This is a genomic window from Streptomyces sp. NPDC005775 (assembly GCF_042871565.1).
GTDB lineage: Bacteria > Actinomycetota > Actinomycetes > Streptomycetales > Streptomycetaceae > Streptomyces.
This window is the reverse complement of sequence record NZ_JBIAIU010000024.1, coordinates 1-15,705: the sequence shown is the minus strand read 5'-3', so window position 1 is coordinate 15,705 and position 15,705 is coordinate 1. Positions and strand designations below refer to the sequence as shown.

The 15,705-nt window shown below is 71.4% G+C and carries 13 protein-coding genes; 7 read left to right on the top strand and 6 right to left on the bottom strand.

Annotated features, from left to right (window positions below; translation table 11 throughout):
• Positions 1 to 30: 30 nt before the first annotated feature.
• The gene (locus tag ACFYPA_RS35590; RefSeq protein ID WP_359320849.1) at positions 31 to 492 is read right to left on the bottom strand and encodes a hypothetical protein; all 462 of its coding nucleotides are present in this window, start codon (positions 490 to 492) and stop codon (positions 31 to 33) included.
• 435 nt (positions 493 to 927) lie between these two features.
• Between ACFYPA_RS35590 and ACFYPA_RS35585 the strand changes: the two genes are divergently transcribed.
• The 4 genes from ACFYPA_RS35585 to ACFYPA_RS35570 are packed head-to-tail and all read left to right on the top strand — an operon-like array spanning position 928 to position 5,250.
• Entirely contained in the window at positions 928 to 3,792 is a 2,865-nt protein-coding gene (locus tag ACFYPA_RS35585) for a nitrate- and nitrite sensing domain-containing protein (RefSeq protein WP_389136739.1), read from the top strand.
• The gene (locus tag ACFYPA_RS35580) at positions 3,789 to 4,232 is read left to right on the top strand and encodes a roadblock/LC7 domain-containing protein (protein ID WP_359086730.1); all 444 of its coding nucleotides are present in this window, start codon (positions 3,789 to 3,791) and stop codon (positions 4,230 to 4,232) included. The genes ACFYPA_RS35585 and ACFYPA_RS35580 overlap by 4 nt, the downstream gene beginning before the upstream one ends.
• A gap of 9 nt (positions 4,233 to 4,241) precedes the next feature.
• Positions 4,242 to 4,664, top strand: coding sequence for a DUF742 domain-containing protein (locus ACFYPA_RS35575; protein WP_359086728.1), 423 nt, complete (start codon positions 4,242 to 4,244; stop codon positions 4,662 to 4,664).
• Complete coding sequence (locus ACFYPA_RS35570) at positions 4,645 to 5,250, top strand: ATP/GTP-binding protein (RefSeq protein WP_359086727.1); 606 nt, start codon at positions 4,645 to 4,647, stop codon at positions 5,248 to 5,250. Before ACFYPA_RS35575 ends, ACFYPA_RS35570 begins: the two co-directional genes overlap by 20 nt.
• A gap of 183 nt (positions 5,251 to 5,433) precedes the next feature.
• Here the strand turns inward: ACFYPA_RS35570 and ACFYPA_RS35565 are convergent, their stop codons facing one another.
• Together ACFYPA_RS35565 and ACFYPA_RS35560 are read right to left on the bottom strand one after the other, a co-directional pair.
• On the bottom strand, positions 5,434 to 5,781 hold the full coding sequence (locus ACFYPA_RS35565; protein WP_359086725.1) for a DUF962 domain-containing protein: 348 nt from the start codon (positions 5,779 to 5,781) through the stop codon (positions 5,434 to 5,436).
• Positions 5,782 to 5,906: 125 nt separating this feature from the next.
• Positions 5,907 to 6,713 (bottom strand): M15 family metallopeptidase, encoded by an 807-nt coding sequence (locus ACFYPA_RS35560; protein WP_359320831.1) that lies wholly within the window; start codon positions 6,711 to 6,713, stop codon positions 5,907 to 5,909.
• Between the two features lie 116 nt (positions 6,714 to 6,829).
• Here ACFYPA_RS35560 and ACFYPA_RS35555 point away from each other — a divergent pair, with 116 nt between their 5' ends.
• Positions 6,830 to 7,339 (top strand): NUDIX domain-containing protein, encoded by a 510-nt coding sequence (locus ACFYPA_RS35555; protein ID WP_359320828.1) that lies wholly within the window; start codon positions 6,830 to 6,832, stop codon positions 7,337 to 7,339.
• Between the two features lie 90 nt (positions 7,340 to 7,429).
• Here the strand turns inward: ACFYPA_RS35555 and ACFYPA_RS35550 are convergent, their stop codons facing one another.
• Positions 7,430 to 9,781, bottom strand: coding sequence for a glycoside hydrolase family 31 protein (locus ACFYPA_RS35550; RefSeq protein WP_359320825.1), 2,352 nt, complete (start codon positions 9,779 to 9,781; stop codon positions 7,430 to 7,432).
• Between the two features lie 240 nt (positions 9,782 to 10,021).
• On the opposite strand from ACFYPA_RS35550, the gene ACFYPA_RS35545 reads away from it, so the two are divergent.
• On the top strand, positions 10,022 to 11,992 hold the full coding sequence (locus ACFYPA_RS35545; protein WP_359086719.1) for an acetoacetate--CoA ligase: 1,971 nt from the start codon (positions 10,022 to 10,024) through the stop codon (positions 11,990 to 11,992).
• A 67-nt stretch (positions 11,993 to 12,059) separates the two neighbouring features.
• Positions 12,060 to 12,977, top strand: a complete 918-nt coding sequence (locus ACFYPA_RS35540) for a hypothetical protein (RefSeq protein ID WP_359086718.1) — start codon at positions 12,060 to 12,062, stop codon at positions 12,975 to 12,977.
• A gap of 81 nt (positions 12,978 to 13,058) precedes the next feature.
• Here the strand turns inward: ACFYPA_RS35540 and ptsP are convergent, their stop codons facing one another.
• Together ptsP and ACFYPA_RS35530 are read right to left on the bottom strand one after the other, a co-directional pair.
• On the bottom strand, positions 13,059 to 14,729 hold the full coding sequence (gene ptsP / locus ACFYPA_RS35535; RefSeq protein WP_359320822.1) for a phosphoenolpyruvate--protein phosphotransferase: 1,671 nt from the start codon (positions 14,727 to 14,729) through the stop codon (positions 13,059 to 13,061).
• A 76-nt stretch (positions 14,730 to 14,805) separates the two neighbouring features.
• A complete protein-coding gene (locus ACFYPA_RS35530) occupies positions 14,806 to 15,255 on the bottom strand; it encodes a PTS glucose transporter subunit IIA (protein ID WP_359086715.1) in 450 nt (149 codons plus the stop codon).
• Between the last annotated feature and the right edge of the window lie 450 nt (positions 15,256 to 15,705).

The following is a 15,705-nucleotide window of genomic DNA, read 5'->3' as shown; positions in this document are numbered from 1 at the left end:
CGAGGGGCCGGGGCCGCAGGTGGTCGGGCGTCAGGCCCGGGAGAGGCGGCGGCCCGCGTCCCGTCGGCGTATCCGCGCCCCGTCCCGCTCGGCGGTCCGCGCCGCCCGTCTGGCCCTGCGACGCTCGCGGCGCAGCCGCCGGGCCGAACTGCTGGGCATCGACACCACACCGTTGCGCTGATTCCACACCTGCCGGGTCACCCACACGTCCAGCACCGACCAGGTCGCGACCACGGTGCTGCCCACACCGCTGAGCACCATCGGGAAGGCCAGCCAGGAACCCGCTAGCGAGGTCAGGAACGCGACCACGGCCTGGATGAGTGTCAGCGACATGATGAGCACGGCCCGCACGGCGGCCGTGCGCACGGGATCCGGCATCCGCCGGCGCGTGGCCGGTTCATCGACCCAGAGCGGCTGCCGCGGGAATTCCGGCCGGTCCCGCGTCGCCGGGGCCGGGGTGTCCGCCTCCTTCGCCGTCCGGGCCGGGGGCACTGCCACCGCACCGTGACGCTCCTGCGTGTCCAACGACTTTCAACTCCCCACCGCTGTCCGACTTCAGGGTTGCTGCCCCGCATGCACCCTTTCTACGCGGACGGGCCGTCCCGTCCTGCGCGGTGCACTCCTCCAGCACTCCTGCCCCCGTACACACAGACGAGTGCCGGACGGCGAAGATTCCCCCGGATCGGTACAGAACGAAGACTTCCAGCCAACCGGGAAGGCGAGGAATATGCCGCTTCGATAGGCGTCTTCTGTCGCATTCGCGAATTTCATCTCCCGGAATACCAGGACAAGTCATGGTCAACTCCCAATAAGGCGGCCGAAAATCGTCCGGACGTGCCTTCGAGTTGTCCATGAGTCGGTAGTAGGCTCGCGCCGTTTGTTGACGGAACACCATCCCCGCCCCGCGGGGCCGAGCTGGGGGAGGCCATGCGCTTTCGCGGAAAGTCCATCCGCCGGAAGATCGTGGCGTTGCTTCTGGTGCCGCTCGTCTCCCTCACCGCGCTCTGGGGCTTCGCCACCTATCTGACCGGACGCGAGGCCGGCCAGCTGCTGAGCGCGAGCACCGTCGTGGAGAAGGTCGGCCACCCCCTGGAGGACACCGTCCGGGCCGTGCAGAACGAGCGCCGCCAGACCCTCGTCTTCCTCGCCGACCCACGGGCCTCCGACGCCCTCCCCGTCCTGCGCACGCAGCGCGCGGTCACCGACCGGGTCGTGGAGCGCGTGACTTCCGGTGCGCAGCAGAAGGACATCCGCGACGCACTGCGCCCCGACGCCGAGACGCAGCTCAGCTCGATCCTGGGGGCGGTCGACGAACTCGAGGCCCTCCGCGACTCCGTCGACCGGCGCACCATCGGCCGGGCCAAGGCGATGGACTACTACAACCGCCTCATCGACCCCTGTTACCGCTTCCTGACCGGCCTCCACACGATGGAGAACGTGTCCATGGACAAGCAGGTCAGGGCGCTGACCGGCGTCTCGCGCGCCCGCGAGATGCTCTCCAGGGAAGACGCCCTGGTGGCCTCCGGGCTCCTGGCCGGGCGCTTCACGGCCCCCGAACTCCGGCAGATCTCCGATCTCGTGGCCAACCGGGAGCTGCTGTACGAGATCAACCTCCAGGTGCTCCCCGCGTCCGAGCGCCGACGTGTGGAGCAGTACTGGTCGGGCCCCGACAGCGAACCGCTGCGCACCGTCGAGGACAAGCTCATCGCCCAGGGGCCCACCCGAGACTCCCGTGTCGTGGACACCGCCCGCTGGCAGGAGGTGGCACCGCCGGTCCTGGACCGGCTGGCCAACGACTCGACCGAGATGAACAACCGTTTCCAGGACCGGGGCAAGCCCGCCGGCTACGGCGTCCTGATCAAGGCCGGTGTCGCCGGCGTACTCGGATTCCTGGCCCTGCTCGTCTCCGTCTTCGTGTCGGTACGCATCGGCCGCGAGCTCGTCCGCGACCTCTCGCGGCTGCGCAAGGACGCCCACGAGGTCTCCGGAGTGCGGCTGCCGAGCGTGATGCGCCGCCTCGCCGCGGGAGAACACGTCGACGTCGAGACCGAGTCCCCGCACCTCAGTTACGAACGGGACGAGATCGGCCAGGTCGGGCAGGCGCTCAACACGCTCCAGCGGGCCGCGGTCGAGGCGGCCGTCAAGCAGGCGGACATGCGACGCGGCGTCTCCGAGGTGTTCGTCAACCTCGCCCGCCGCAACCAGGTGCTGCTCCACCGCCAGTTGACGCTCCTGGACACGATGGAACGCCGCACCGAGAACACCGACGAACTCGCCGACCTGTTCCGCCTCGACCACCTCACGACCCGGATGAGGCGCCACGCCGAGGGACTGGTGATCCTCTCCGGAGCCGCCCCCTCCCGGCAGTGGCGCAAGCCCATCCAGCTCATGGACGTGGTGCGCGCCGCGGTCGCCGAAGTGGAGGACTACGAGCGGATCGAGGTCCGCCGGCTCCCGAGGATCGGCGTGGGCGGCCCCGCCGTAGCCGACCTCACCCACCTCATCGCCGAACTGCTGGAGAACGCCACGGTGTTCTCGCCCCCGCACACAGCCGTCCAGGTGCACGGCGAACAGGTCGCCAACGGTTTCACCCTCGAAATCCACGACCGCGGCCTCGGAATGGCCCCCGACCTACTCCTGGACGCCAACCTACGGCTCGCCGAGACCCCTGAGTTCGAACTGTCCGACACCGACCGCCTCGGCCTCTTCGTCGTCAGCCGGCTCGCCCAGCGGCAGAACGTCCGCGTGTCCCTGCAGACCTCCCCGTACGGAGGCACCACCGCCGTCGTCTTCATCCCGGCGGCGCTGCTCACCGACGCCCCGGAGTCGCACGGCACCGGATTCCGTCTCGACCGCAGGTCCGAGAAGGCGATCGCCAGCAGCAGGCCGGGCGGCGACACGGGTCGGGAACAGGACGCGCCGGACCGCGGCCTCTCGCCCGCCCGCCCGCAGGAGCGGCCGGGCAGCCTCTCGCCCGTCCCCAGCGGACTGGTGGACCCAGCGCTGCTGGACGGCCCGGTCGAGCTCGAAGGTCCGGTCGCGTCCATGGGCTTTGACCGTGACCCGCTCCTCGAAGCGGTCACCGGCCGGGGCCCCGGCCCGGTGCTCGACCCGGTCGCCGACCTGGACGACACCGAGAGCGAACGCGGCGGCATCTTCCGCTCCCGTGAGCTCCGCCGGGACGGTGACCGCGAGCAGCACCAGCAGGCCGCCGACCCCGCGGCGGAGCCGGACGGCGTACGGGCCCTGCGCCCGGACGGCACGCGCCGGCTGCCCCGCCGCAAACCGCCGACCCTGGTCACCGACCGCGGCCGCCGCGTCGACAGCGGCGGCCGTGACCACCCCACGACCGCCGACCCGGAGCCCGCGCGCGCCCCGGCCCGGCCCCTGGCGACCGGCCCCGTCCCGCACGAGGACCGGCGCCGCCCCGCAGAACCCCGGCAGCCCACCGGCTTGCGGACTCCCACCGGGCCCGCCGGGGCGCCGTCGGTGCCGGCGCCCCGGTCGTCGACGTCCGCCGGCCCGCCGCCGTCCGCTCCCGACACCGTGGGCGGGCTGCCCCGCCGGGTCCGACAGGCCAGCCTCGCCCCGCAGCTCCGCGAGGGCTCGGGCACGGCCGGCCCGGACCCGGTGGAGAGCGCCGAGGACATCGAGCGGGACGCCGACGAGGTACGCGACCGCATGGCCTCGCTCCAGCGTGGCTGGCAGCGCGGACGTCTGCAGAACGCCGAGGACGTGACCGGCCCCGGCGACACAGCACAAGGAACCACTCCGGGAGGGGACGGTCCATGACCGCACCGCACGCCTCAGCACTCAACTCCGCACGTCAGGGGTCGGGTGAACTCAACTGGCTCCTCGACGAACTCGTCGCGCGCGTCGCCAGCATCCGCAAGGCGCTGGTCCTCTCCAGCGACGGCCTCCCCACCGGCGCGTCCAAGGATCTGACCAGGGAGGACGGCGAGCACCTGGCGGCCGTGGCCTCGGGATTCCACAGCCTCGCCAAGGGCGTCGGCCGCCATTTCGACGCGGGCCGGGTCCGCCAGACCGTCGTGGAACTCGACGAGGCGTTCCTGTTCGTCACGGCGGCCGGTGACGGCAGCTGCCTCGCCGTGCTGGCCGACTCCGACTCGGACGTCGGGCAGGTGGCGTACGAGATGACGCTGATGGTCAAGCGCGTGGGAGCCCACCTGGCCAACGCTCCCCGGACGACCGGTCCGTCCTCCGGAGGGTGAGTGGATGGAATGAGCGCCGACGCCTCCCGCACCCCGGAGATCCCCGGCGACCCGCAGTCCTCGCGCTGGTACGACGCCGACGCGGGGCCGGTGGTCCGCCCGTACGCGATGACCAGGGGACGCACCAGCAGCGCGTCCCGGCACCGCCTCGACCTGATCGCGATCGTCATGCCCGAACCCGCGGCCGACGACCCAGGCAGGGACCAGATGCTCTCCCCGGAACACGTGGAGATCGTCGAACTGTGCAGTGACATGCCCCAGTCGATCGCCGAGCTCGCGGCCGGTCTGGACCTCCCCGTCGGGGTGGTCCGGGTCCTGGTCGGCGATCTCGTCGAGGACGAGCTGGTGCACGTAACCCGTCCCGTTCCGCCGGCCGAGCTGCCGGATGTGAACATTCTTCGCGAGGTGATCAATGGCCTTCGGGCGCTCTAGCCGCAGCAGGCGGCCCGTGGAGCCCGTTACCCTCAAGATCCTGGTGGCGGGCGGCTTCGGAGTGGGCAAGACGACCCTGGTGGGCGCGGTCAGCGAGATCAGGCCGCTGCGTACGGAGGAGAGGCTGACCGAGGCGGGACGTCCGGTGGACGACCTGGACGGTGTCGAGGCGAAGACCACGACGACCGTGGCGATGGACTTCGGGCGGATCACCCTGCGCGAGGACCTGGTGCTGTACCTCTTCGGAACCCCGGGACAGGACCGCTTCTGGTTCCTCTGGGACGAACTCGCCCAGGGCGCGCTTGGGGCGGTCGTCCTCGCGGACACCCGGCGGCTGGAGGACTGCTTCGCGGCGGTCGACTACTTCGAGCGCCGCGAGATCCCGTTCGCCGTGGCCGTGAACTGCTTCGAGGGCGCCGACCGGTTTCCCACCGGGACGGTGCAGGCGGCACTGGACCTCGACCCGCAGGTACCGGTCCTCATGTGCGACGCGCGCGACCGCTCGTCCGTACGGGACGTCCTGGTGGCCGTGGTCGAACACGCGATGGCCCGAGTGGACCGGCTCCGCGAGCCCGCCACGACGTAGACGGCGCGGCCCGCACCCCCGCCGACAGGGGGTGCGGAGGAGGTCGGTGGCCCCGCGGCGGCGGGGGCGCCTCCTCAGCGCAACGCCACGGCCGCCGAGCCGTTGGCCTTGACCTGCGTGAAGTCTTCCGGAGTGTCCCCGTCCAGCGCCATCCGGCGGCGGGCGTACAGGGCGAAGTACGCGTCAGCCGTTGTCCGCGAGCCACTTGTCAGCGGTCTCCGCGAGCTCCCGGTCGCGGCCGGCCAGCATCATCCCGATCATCTGCGCGTCACCGCGCAGCGACCAGGCAGGATGGCCGAAGGTGGCCGGATTGTTCTTCTCGATCAGGAAATGTGCGGGCCAGGCGGTCCCGTACCCGATCAGTGGCAGTGCCGCCACGTACCGCTTCCGGCCGCGCGCCAGTCCGTAGGCGGTGATCGCGAGACCGGTCAGGGTGCCGGTCAGATGGACCCAACGGGTCGCTGCCCGGGAGTGCATCGCGACGTAGTAGGGCCAGAACTCTTCGAACGAATCGAACCTCTGCTGTGACATACGGGCACCGTAATGGCTGGACCGGCAACCGGATACGGCCGATCCGCGTCCGAGAAGAAGAACGGGCGGCCGGAACCCACGGGGGTGGTCCCAGCCGCCCGCTCGCCTCTCCGGGACGCGCCGCCTCAGTGGCCGGCGACGGACCTGCGGGCTACGGGGAAGTCGAAGTAGGTGTCCGGAAACAGCTCCGGCTTGAAGGTGTAGTGCCACCACTCCTCGGCCAGATTCACGAATCCCGCGTCGGTGAGCGTCTTCTTGAGGAACTGACGGTTGGTGCGCTGCACGCCCTGGATCCGCGGGTCATCGGTGTGCGAGAGCGTGTCGAAGCAGTCGAAGCCGGTCCCCATGTCGACCGAGTTGTCCGGGAAGCGGTCGGCCTGCGGGGCGTAGCACGGAACCAGTTCCTCGCCCGGACGGTACGGCCTGGTCGGCAGGGCCGGCAGCCTCACCAGGGTCAGGTCCACCGTGCTGCCCCGGCTGTGCCCGGACTTCTCGGCGATGTAACCGTCCGCGAACAGGCGGGTCTTGTCGACCTGCGGATAGAACTCGCCCTTCACGGTCGCGTCGTCGAGGTCCTTCGCCCACCGCACGAAGTGGTCGACGGCCCGCTGGGGCCGGTAGCAGTCGTACACCTTCAGCGAGTACCCCTGCGCCAGCAGCCGTACCTGGGCCCGGTGCAGGGCCTCGGCCGCCGGCCGGGTGAGGATGCACAGCGACTGACGGTATCCGTCCACCGGCACGCCCATGAAGTCGTGCCCGGTGGGGTAGCGCATCTCCTGGAGGATCGTGGGATCGACCGTGCGCAGAGCGACGAACTCCCCGGGAGCCTTGGGCTCGGGCTTCGCCTGGGCCACGGGAGCGGCGGCGGTGACGGCGAGCAGAGTGGCGGCAGTCGCTGCCAGGACACGGAAAACGGAACCCATAGCTGTCATGAGCACATCGTCCACTAGTCCGGCCGTCCCGGGCGGGCGATCGGATACAGTCCCCGCGAGTCCGACCGGCCCCCACGGTCTGCGGGCCGGGGACGACGAGGAAACCGGAGAAGCCCGTGAAGGACTCCCACTGCGGCAGTTGCGGGACGCCGTACACCGCGCTGCCCTCGCCCGGCACCTGGCCCCGCACCTGCACCGCCTGCGGCGCCACCGCCTACCGCAACCCCCTGCCGGTCGCCGTCGCCCTGCTCCCCGTCACCGGCGACGACGGCACCGGACTCGTCGTCATCACCCGCACCATCGAACCCCGCCTCGGCGGCACCGCCCTCCCCGGCGGCTTCATCGACCACGACGAGGACTGGAAACAAGCGGTCGTACGCGAACTCCGCGAGGAGACCGGCATCGCCGCGGACCACACCGATGTCCGCCTCGCCGACGCCCTCAGCGACCGCGACGGCCATCTGCTCCTGTTCGGGCTGCTGCCCCCACGTCCGGCCGACGCACTCCCGCCGTCCGTGCCGACCGACGAGACCTCCGGATTCGGAGTACTGCGCTCCCCGGAAGCGCTCGCCTTCCCGCTCCACACCGAGGCGGTCCGCGCCTGGTTCGCCGGCCGTTACACCTGACCGCGCTCAGCCCCGGCGCCGAGCCCCCGGGCTGTCCGCCCTCAGCCCGGCTCGGAGCCCCCGCGCCCGGACTGTCCGCGCTCAGCCGGCTCAGAGCCCCCGCACCCGGACCGGACAGTCCACCAGATCCTCCTCACCGTCCCGCTCCACCACGACCCGCCCGCCCGAGAGACGGGTCGTGTACCGCTCGACCACCACCGGCGCCCAGCCGTCACCCCTGTCACGGACCACCGAGCCGCCCCCGCCGACACCCTCCACCGGAGCCCACACCTCCAGTTCGAGCCCGCCACCGCTGCCCCGCACCGGAATCACCGAACCGGCCCGCGCCAGCACCGGCACCCGCGACAACGGCGCCTCGACCATCACCTGCCCCGGCCCCTCGTACACCGCACCGCTCACCGTGTCGTACCAGCGCCCCTGCGGCAGCCGCACCGACCGCTCCACCACCCCCGGCTCCAGCACCGGCGCCACCAGCAGTGCATCACCCAGCAGGAACGCGTCCTCGCACTCCCGCAGCGCCCGGTCGCCGGGCGCCGCCCACCACAGGGGACGCACATACGGCGCCCCGGTCAGCCGGGCCAGCTGCGCCAACGTCACCCAGTACGGCCGCAGCCGCTCCCGCTCCACCAGCACCTCCCGCGCACCCTCGAGCACCAGCGGGCCGAACTCCCACGGCTCCCGGCGCCCCGCGCCGATCGCCGCATGCGTACGGAACAGCGGAAGGTACGCCCCCAACTGGAACCACCGCAGATACAGCTCCGGCGACGGCGAACCGCCGAACCCACCCACATCCGGCCCCGAATACGGCACCCCGCACAGCCCCAGACCCAGCACCAGCGACAGCGAGGCCCGCAGCCCGGGCCAGCCCGTCGTCACGTCCCCCGACCATGTCCCTCCGTATCTCTGCATCCCCGCCCAGCCCGACCGGGAGAACAGGAAAGGCCGCTCCCGGGGCCGCAACCGGAGCAGCCCCTCGTACCCGGCACGCGCCATCGCGAGGCCGTACACGTTGTGGGCCTCCCGGTGATCACCGCCGCGCCCCTCCAGCGCATGCCGGGACGAACGGGGGAGCGTCGCCTCACCGAACGCCATGAACGACACCGGCTCGTTCATGTCGTGCCAGACCCCCGAGAAGCCCTGCGCCAGCCGCTCCTCGTACAGCCCGCCCCACCACTCGCGCACCCCGGGATCGGTGAAGTCCGGATACACGCACTCACCCGCCCACACCTCCCCGCGCACCGCCCGCCCCCTGGCGTCCCGGACGAACGCGCCCGAAGCACCCACCGCCGCACCGGTGTCGAAGACCGCGTCCCCCGGCACCGCCGCCACCGCCGGGTCCACGATCGACACCAGCCGCACCCCGCCCCCGCGCAACTCCTCCGCCAGCCCCGGGAGGTCGGGAAACCGCTCACGGTCCACCGTGAACACCCGGTGTGCGTCGAAGTGGTCGATGTCCAGGTGCAGCACCGACAGGGGCAGGCCCCGCTCCCGGTACCCCGCGACGACCCGCCGTACCTCCCGCTCGCTCCCGAACCCCCACCGGGCGTGCTGCGGACCCAGCGCCCACGACGGAGGCACCACCGGCGCGCCCGTCAGGGCCGACCACCCCTGAAGAACCCTGGCCGGCGTACCCACGACCACCCAGCAGCGCAGCGGGCCGCCCTCCATCCGCACCTCGGACGTGCCCGGCCGGTCATGGCCGGAGCCCGCCCCCTCCTCCCCCTCGCGCAGCGCCACCCGCCCCGCCCAGGAGTTGTCATGGAACGCCAGATGCGTTCCCGCGTCCGAGACCACCACCTGCGCCGGCATCGTCAGATACAGCGGATCGTCCTCCGGGCCGAACCGGCCGCCCGGATCGGTGTTCCACAGCCCGTACACCCCATCCCTGAGCCGAGGGCCCGCGGCCCGCCCGCCCAGCCCGAAGAACCGCGCGTCCGCCGGGACCTCCGACCGCTGCACCCACCTCGCCGGACCACCCGCCACCGGCTCCCACCACCGCGGCGGCAGTTCCCGCCGGAGCACCACCCCGCCCGGCGTCCGCAACTCCACCGCACCGTGCCGTGACACCGCCACCGTCAGCCGCTCCGACACCACCTGCCATCCGCCGTCCTTGTCCGGCTCCAGCAGGGCCCGAGGATCGGCGTCGGGCGCGGCCCCCGGCAGTGCGTAGGACGGCAACGGCTCCGCGCCGCCCCAGCCCCAGAAGACCGCCCCGCCCACCGCCACACGGATGCGCAGCTCCGAACGGGCGAACCGCACCACACCGCCACCCGGCTCCGGCTCCGCCCCCACCACCGCTCCCGGCACCCGCGCCCGCTCCGGACCCCGCGCAGGCAACGCCCGCGCATCCGCCCGAGCCCGCCGCCACGCCGAGCGCACCGTACGCAGCCCCTGCTTCGAACCGACCGACTTCACCGAGCGCACCAGGTCACGACCGTCCATGCGGCTCACCCTGCCACCCGGTGATCCGGACGCGGGTCCTGTTCAACTTCCGTTCACCCGTGGCCGGCCGCGACGGGGCGTGGCCGGACCACATATCGGGACACGCGACCATGGGCGGGCAACCCTGGTGCGAAAGACGATCACATGGCATCGTCCGTGGAGCCGCCTCACGCGCACACCCCAGCCCGTGCGCGCGACCCACGCACACACCGCGTACCCGTACAGCCAGGGAGCCGCCCCATGACCTCAGCAGCCGACGAAGCCCCCCTGTGGCAGCCCGGCCCGGACCGCATCGCGGCCGCCGCCGTCACCCGCTTCCAGAGCTGGGCGGCCGAGCACCACGGAGCGCCGGCCGAGGGCGGCTACGCGAGCCTGCACCGCTGGTCAGTCGACGAGCTCGACACCTTCTGGAAGGCCGTCGCCGAGTGGTTCGACGTCCGGTTCTCCACCCCGTACGAGACCGTCATCGGCGACCGCACCATGCCGGGCGCGCAGTGGTTCCCCGGAGCGACCCTCAACTACGCCGAGCACGCGCTGCGCACCGCCGAGGACCGCCCGGACGCCCCCGCTCTGCTCCATGTCGACGAGACCCATACCCAGGTCCCCGTCTCCTGGTCCGACCTGCGCCGCCAGGTCGGCTCGCTCGCCGCCGAACTCCGCGCCCTCGGCGTCACCCCGGGCGACCGCGTCAGCGGCTACCTCCCCAACATCCCGCAGGCGGTCGTCGCCTTCCTCGCCACCGCGGCCGTAGGCGGCGTCTGGACCTCCTGCGCCCCCGACTTCGGCGCCCGCAGCGTCCTCGACCGCTTCCAGCAGGTCGAACCCGTCGTCCTCTTCACCGTCGACGGCTACCGCTACGGCGGCAAGGAGCACCACCGCGCGGACACCGTCGCCGAACTGCGCCGCGAACTGCCCACCTTGCGCGCCGTCGTCCACATCCCGCTGCTCGGCACCGACGCACCCGAAGGCGCCCTCGAATGGTCCGCCCTCACCGCCGCGGACACCGAACCCGTCTTCGAGCAGGTTCCCTTCGACCACCCGCTGTGGGTGCTCTACTCCTCCGGCACTACGGGCCTGCCCAAGGCGATCGTCCAGTCCCAGGGCGGCATCCTGCTCGAACACTTCAAGCAGATCGGCCTGCACTGCGACCTCGGCCCCGAGGACCGCTTCTTCTGGTACACCTCCACCGGCTGGATGATGTGGAACTTCCTCGTCTCCGGCCTCCTCACCGGCACCACCCTCGTGCTGTACGACGGAAGCCCCGGCTACCCGGATGTCAGTGCCCAGTGGCGCGTCGCCGAACAGACGGGCGCCACCCTGTTCGGTACCTCCGCCGCCTACGTCATGGCCTGCCGCAAGGCCGGCATCCACCCGGGGCGCGACTTCGACCTCTCCCGCATCCAGTGCGTCGCCACCACGGGCTCCCCGCTCCCGCCCGACGGCTTCCGCTGGCTCCACGACGAAGTGGCCGACGACCTGTGGATCGCCTCCGTCAGCGGCGGCACCGACGTCTGCAGCTGCTTCGCCGGCGCGGTCGCCACCCTCCCGGTCCACATCGGCGAACTCCAGGCCGCGTGCCTCGGCACTGACCTCCAGTCCTGGGATCCCGCGGGCGAACCCCTGACCGGCGAGGTCGGCGAACTCGTCGTCACCCAGCCCATGCCGTCCATGCCGATCCGCTTCTGGAACGACCCCGACGGCACCCGCTACCGCGAGAGCTACTTCGAGACGTACCCGGGTACCTGGCGGCACGGCGACTGGATCACGATCACCGACCGCGGCTCCGTCGTCATCCACGGCCGGTCCGACTCCACCCTCAACCGGCAGGGCGTCCGCATGGGCTCCGCGGACATCTACGAAGCCGTCGAGCGCCTCCCCGAAATCCGGGAGTCCCTCGTCATCGGCCTGGAGGAACCCGACGGAGGCTACTGGATGCCGCTTTTCGTCCACCTCGCCGAAGGCGCGGCACTCGACGACACCCTCCGCGACAGCATCAAGCGCACCATCCGCGACCATCTCTCCCCGCGCCACGTCCCGGACGAGGTCATCGAGGTCCCCGGCATCCCGCACACCCTCACCGGCAAGCGCATCGAGGTTCCGGTCAAGCGCCTGCTCCAGGGAACCGCCCTGGCCAAGGCGGTCAACCCCGGCTCGATCGACAACCTGGAACTCCTCCACTTCTACGAGGAACTGGCCCGCAAGCGCCGCTGACCGAGGCCACTGTCAGTGCCCGTCATTACTCTGAGTGAGCAATGTTCGACAGCGCACTGGGGGAATCATGGCGCAGACCAGGAACAAGCGGGCCACCGTCCGCGGCCGGACCGGCACCACGATGCGACGCACGCTGCGCCGCGAAGCACCGAGCACCATCGGCCTCCTGACCGATGAGCAGGACTTCGCGGCGATGCGGCGCTATCGCACCTTCACCTTCGACGACCACTCCGTCTACCTGCAGCAGGTGGAAGGCCTGCTCAGGGCCCTCGCAGCACAGGGCATGCACACGACGGTCGCCCTCTTCGACCCCGAGGAGTACGCGGAGTTCTGCGCCGAATCGGGAATCGCACCCGACACCCCGGCAGGCCGCAGCCGCTTCACCGCGGAGGTCGCGGCCTGCGGCGCCACCGTCGCCTACACCGGACAACCCCTCGACACCCTGATCCCGCTCCTGGTCTCCCGAGCCGTCCGGCAGGCCACCTGGGAGTACGCCACGATGCTCCTGTCCGGGCTCGGGGACTGCGCGGACTGCGGACAGGACATCGGGCGCGCCGCCTTCGACCGCGCATCCCACCTCCTGCTGCGCACCCTGGAAGCGGCCGGACCCGGCACTCACCATCTGGTGTGCAGCACTCCCACGGAGAACGAGCAACTGCTCGCCGCCCTGCACACCGAGCGCGACACCACCGGCCCCGCCCACCTCGATTCGGCGGAAGGTGCCGAATTCGTGACCGTGCTGGCCGTCGGCATCGCTCTCGAACGCCATGGGGGAGTCGTCCTGCGGACGAGCGCCCCGGGGACAGCCGACCGGGTCCACGGCTGGCGTCTCACCGGCGGCAGCCTCGTCCCGCTCACCGCGGGGGAGGTGTTCAGCGCCTACTGCACCGACGCCGACACCGGTGACCCCGTCTCGCCCGAATCCGGCGTGGAGTACTGCGCGGGATTCGACATCGGTGCCGAAGAACCGGAGGCGCACCGCTGACAGGCGGAAGGGGCTCCCCGCCACCACGGGCGGGAAGCCCCTTCTCACACATCGCGCGACCCTGTGGCCCCGCGAGGCGCCCTACTCGCCCGACAGCACCGCCTGCGCGGCGACGCGTGCCTCCTCGGCCGAGTCCGCCGCGCGCGCGGCGGACGCCGCACGCTCGCACTGGGCCAGCGTGTGCTTCGCCAGCGTGCTGCGTACATAGGGAATGGACGCGGCACCCATCGACAGCGACGTCACACCGAGACCGGTCAGGACGCAGGCGAGCAGCGGATCGGAGGCGGCCTCACCACAGACACCGCAGCTCTTGCCCTCGGCCCTGGCGGCATCGGCGGACATCGCGACCAGATCCAGCAGCGCGGGCTGCCACGGGTCCTGGAGCCGGGACACCGCACCCACCTGACGGTCCGCAGCGAAGGTGTACTGCGCCAGGTCGTTGGTACCCAGCGACAGGAACTCCACCTCCTGCAGCACCGAACGTGCCCGCAGTGCGGCCGACGGGATCTCGACCATCGCGCCGAACTTCGCGTGCAGCCCGGCCGCACGGCACGCATCCGCGAAGGCCTTGGCATCCGCACGGTCCGCGACCATGGGAGCCATGACCTCGAGGTGGACAGGAAGTCCCTCGGCGGCCTTCGACAGGGAGGTCAGCTGAGTCCGCAGCACGTCGGGGTGATCCAGCAGACTCCGCAGACCGCGCACGCCGAGCGCCGGATTCGGCTCGTCCGCCGGAGTCAGGAAGTCCAGGGGCTTGTCCGCGCCGGCGTCCAGCACCCGCACCACGACACGGCCTTCGGGGAAGGCTTCCAGCACCGCGCGGTAGGCGGCGATCTGCTTCTCCTCGGACGGCGCCTGCTTGCTGTCGTCCAGGAAGAGGAACTCGGTACGGAAGAGGCCGACGCCCTCCGCGCCCGCCTCGAGTGCCGCCGGCACATCACCGGGGCCGCCGACATTGGCGAGCAGCGGCACCTTGTGACCGTCGGAGGTCGCGCCGGGTCCGGTCGACGCCGACAGCGCCGCCTTGCGCGCGGCGGCGGAACTCTCCATCTCCGCCCGCTTCTCGGCGCTCGGCTCGACGAAGATCTCGCCGGTGCTGCCGTCCACGGCGATCACCGTGCCCTCGGCCAGCTCCCCTGCGCCGGGGAGCGCCACGACGGCGGGCACACCGAGCGCCCGCGCCAGAATCGCGCTGTGGCTCGTCGGGCCCCCCTCCTCGGTGACGAAGCCGAGCACCAGAGTGGGGTCGAGCAGCGCCGTGTCGGCCGGGGCGAGGTCACGCGCGATCAGTACGTAGGGCTCGTCGCTGTCCGGGACACCCGGCATCGGCACGCCGAGCAGGCGGGCCACGATGCGGTTGCGTACGTCGTCGAGGTCGGCGACGCGGCCGGCGAGGTACTCACCGGCACCGGCGAGCAGCGCGCGGTACGAGGCGAACGCGTCGTACACCCCGCGTTCGGCGGTGCTGCCGACGGCGATGCGCCGGTCCACATCCGCCATGAGTTCGGGATCCTGAGCCATCATGGCCTGGGCCTCCAGCACGTGCTGGGCCTCGCCCCCGGCCAGGTTGCCGCGTGCGACGAGGTCGGCCGCCACGGCTTCGACGGCCTGCCGGGCCCGCCCCTGCTCGCGCTCGGCCTCCTCGGCCGGAATCTGCTTGGCCGGCGGTTCGAGCACCGCTGTGCCCATGTGCCGTACCTCGCCGATCGCCACACCGTGGCTCACGCCTACGCCTCGCAGCGTTGTCTGCATTGCACCCGTCTCCGGTTGTGCGGTGGACGATGCCCCCGCGATGGATATCCAGTCGGCTGTCACTGCGCCGAACGCGTTACTGCCAGCCGAACAGTGCGTCGCCGACCTTCACGTCGCCGTCCTCGATGACGTCGGACAGCGAATCGGGCGTTGCTTCCAGTGCCACGATGGGGCACACCGGCGACTTCCCGGCGGCCTCGACCGCAACCGGGTCCCACCGGACGACGCCCTGCCCGCGCGTGACGGTGTCACCCTTGTTCACGAGCAGTTCGAAGCCCTCGCCGTTGAGCTGCACCGTGTCGATGCCGAGGTGGGTCAGTACTCCGTGGCCCTCGCTGTCCACGACCACGAAGGCGTGCGGGTGGAGGGAGACGACGATTCCGTCGACGGGCGAGACGGCCTCGGACGGCTCGCGCGCGGGGTCGATGGCGGTACCGGGGCCCACCATCGCCCCGGAGAAGACGGGGTCGGGTACCGCAGCGAGCCCGATGGCACGTCCGGCAATAGGGGACGACACAGTGGTCATGGGGAGCCTCCCAGAGTGGAGCTTCAATGGCGCCGTCGCGGCCTGTAGGAGACGGCGTACTTGCTCAGCAGCGTAAGTCATGAGAAGTCCCGGTTCCGCCCGAGTCCTGGTGGTTCGAGGACCTAGGGGTGTACCGGCAACGATTTGCCTCGACTCCCGGCAGCCTGTACTGTCGTACTCCTGCCTGGCCCCAACGCGACTTTGAGTCGGGGGTCGGCGGCGACTACAAGCCCAAACACTAACCCGATATCGGGCACCCGCATGCCTGCGGGGGGCCGGTCAGGGAGAGCGAAAAGGCCTGATAGAGTCTGGCTCGCCGGAAAGGGAAACGCGAAAGCGAATTCCGCAAGGCGATAAATGCGAGGCCCGCTTCGACCGGGAATCGGACACGAAAGAGTCTGATAGAGTCGGAAACGCAAGACCGAAGGGAAGCGCCCGGAGGAAAGCCCC

Excerpts from the sequence above, each read along its gene's own strand:
- ACFYPA_RS35530 (WP_359086715.1), bottom strand. The coding sequence starts at position 15,255 with ATGACCACTGTGTCGTCCCCTATTGCCGGACGTGCCATCGGGCTCGCT.
- ACFYPA_RS35570 (WP_359086727.1), top strand. The coding sequence starts at position 4,645 with ATGGCCTTCGGGCGCTCTAGCCGCAGCAGGCGGCCCGTGGAGCCCGTT.
- ACFYPA_RS35540 (WP_359086718.1), top strand. The coding sequence starts at position 12,060 with ATGGCGCAGACCAGGAACAAGCGGGCCACCGTCCGCGGCCGGACCGGC.
- ACFYPA_RS35550 (WP_359320825.1), bottom strand. The coding sequence starts at position 9,781 with ATGGACGGTCGTGACCTGGTGCGCTCGGTGAAGTCGGTCGGTTCGAAG.
- ACFYPA_RS35580 (WP_359086730.1), top strand. The coding sequence starts at position 3,789 with ATGACCGCACCGCACGCCTCAGCACTCAACTCCGCACGTCAGGGGTCG.
- ptsP (WP_359320822.1), bottom strand. The coding sequence starts at position 14,729 with ATGCAGACAACGCTGCGAGGCGTAGGCGTGAGCCACGGTGTGGCGATC.
- ACFYPA_RS35585 (WP_389136739.1), top strand. The coding sequence starts at position 928 with ATGCGCTTTCGCGGAAAGTCCATCCGCCGGAAGATCGTGGCGTTGCTT.
- ACFYPA_RS35560 (WP_359320831.1), bottom strand. The coding sequence starts at position 6,713 with ATGACAGCTATGGGTTCCGTTTTCCGTGTCCTGGCAGCGACTGCCGCC.
- ACFYPA_RS35565 (WP_359086725.1), bottom strand. The coding sequence starts at position 5,781 with ATGTCACAGCAGAGGTTCGATTCGTTCGAAGAGTTCTGGCCCTACTAC.
- ACFYPA_RS35545 (WP_359086719.1), top strand. The coding sequence starts at position 10,022 with ATGACCTCAGCAGCCGACGAAGCCCCCCTGTGGCAGCCCGGCCCGGAC.
- ACFYPA_RS35575 (WP_359086728.1), top strand. The coding sequence starts at position 4,242 with ATGAGCGCCGACGCCTCCCGCACCCCGGAGATCCCCGGCGACCCGCAG.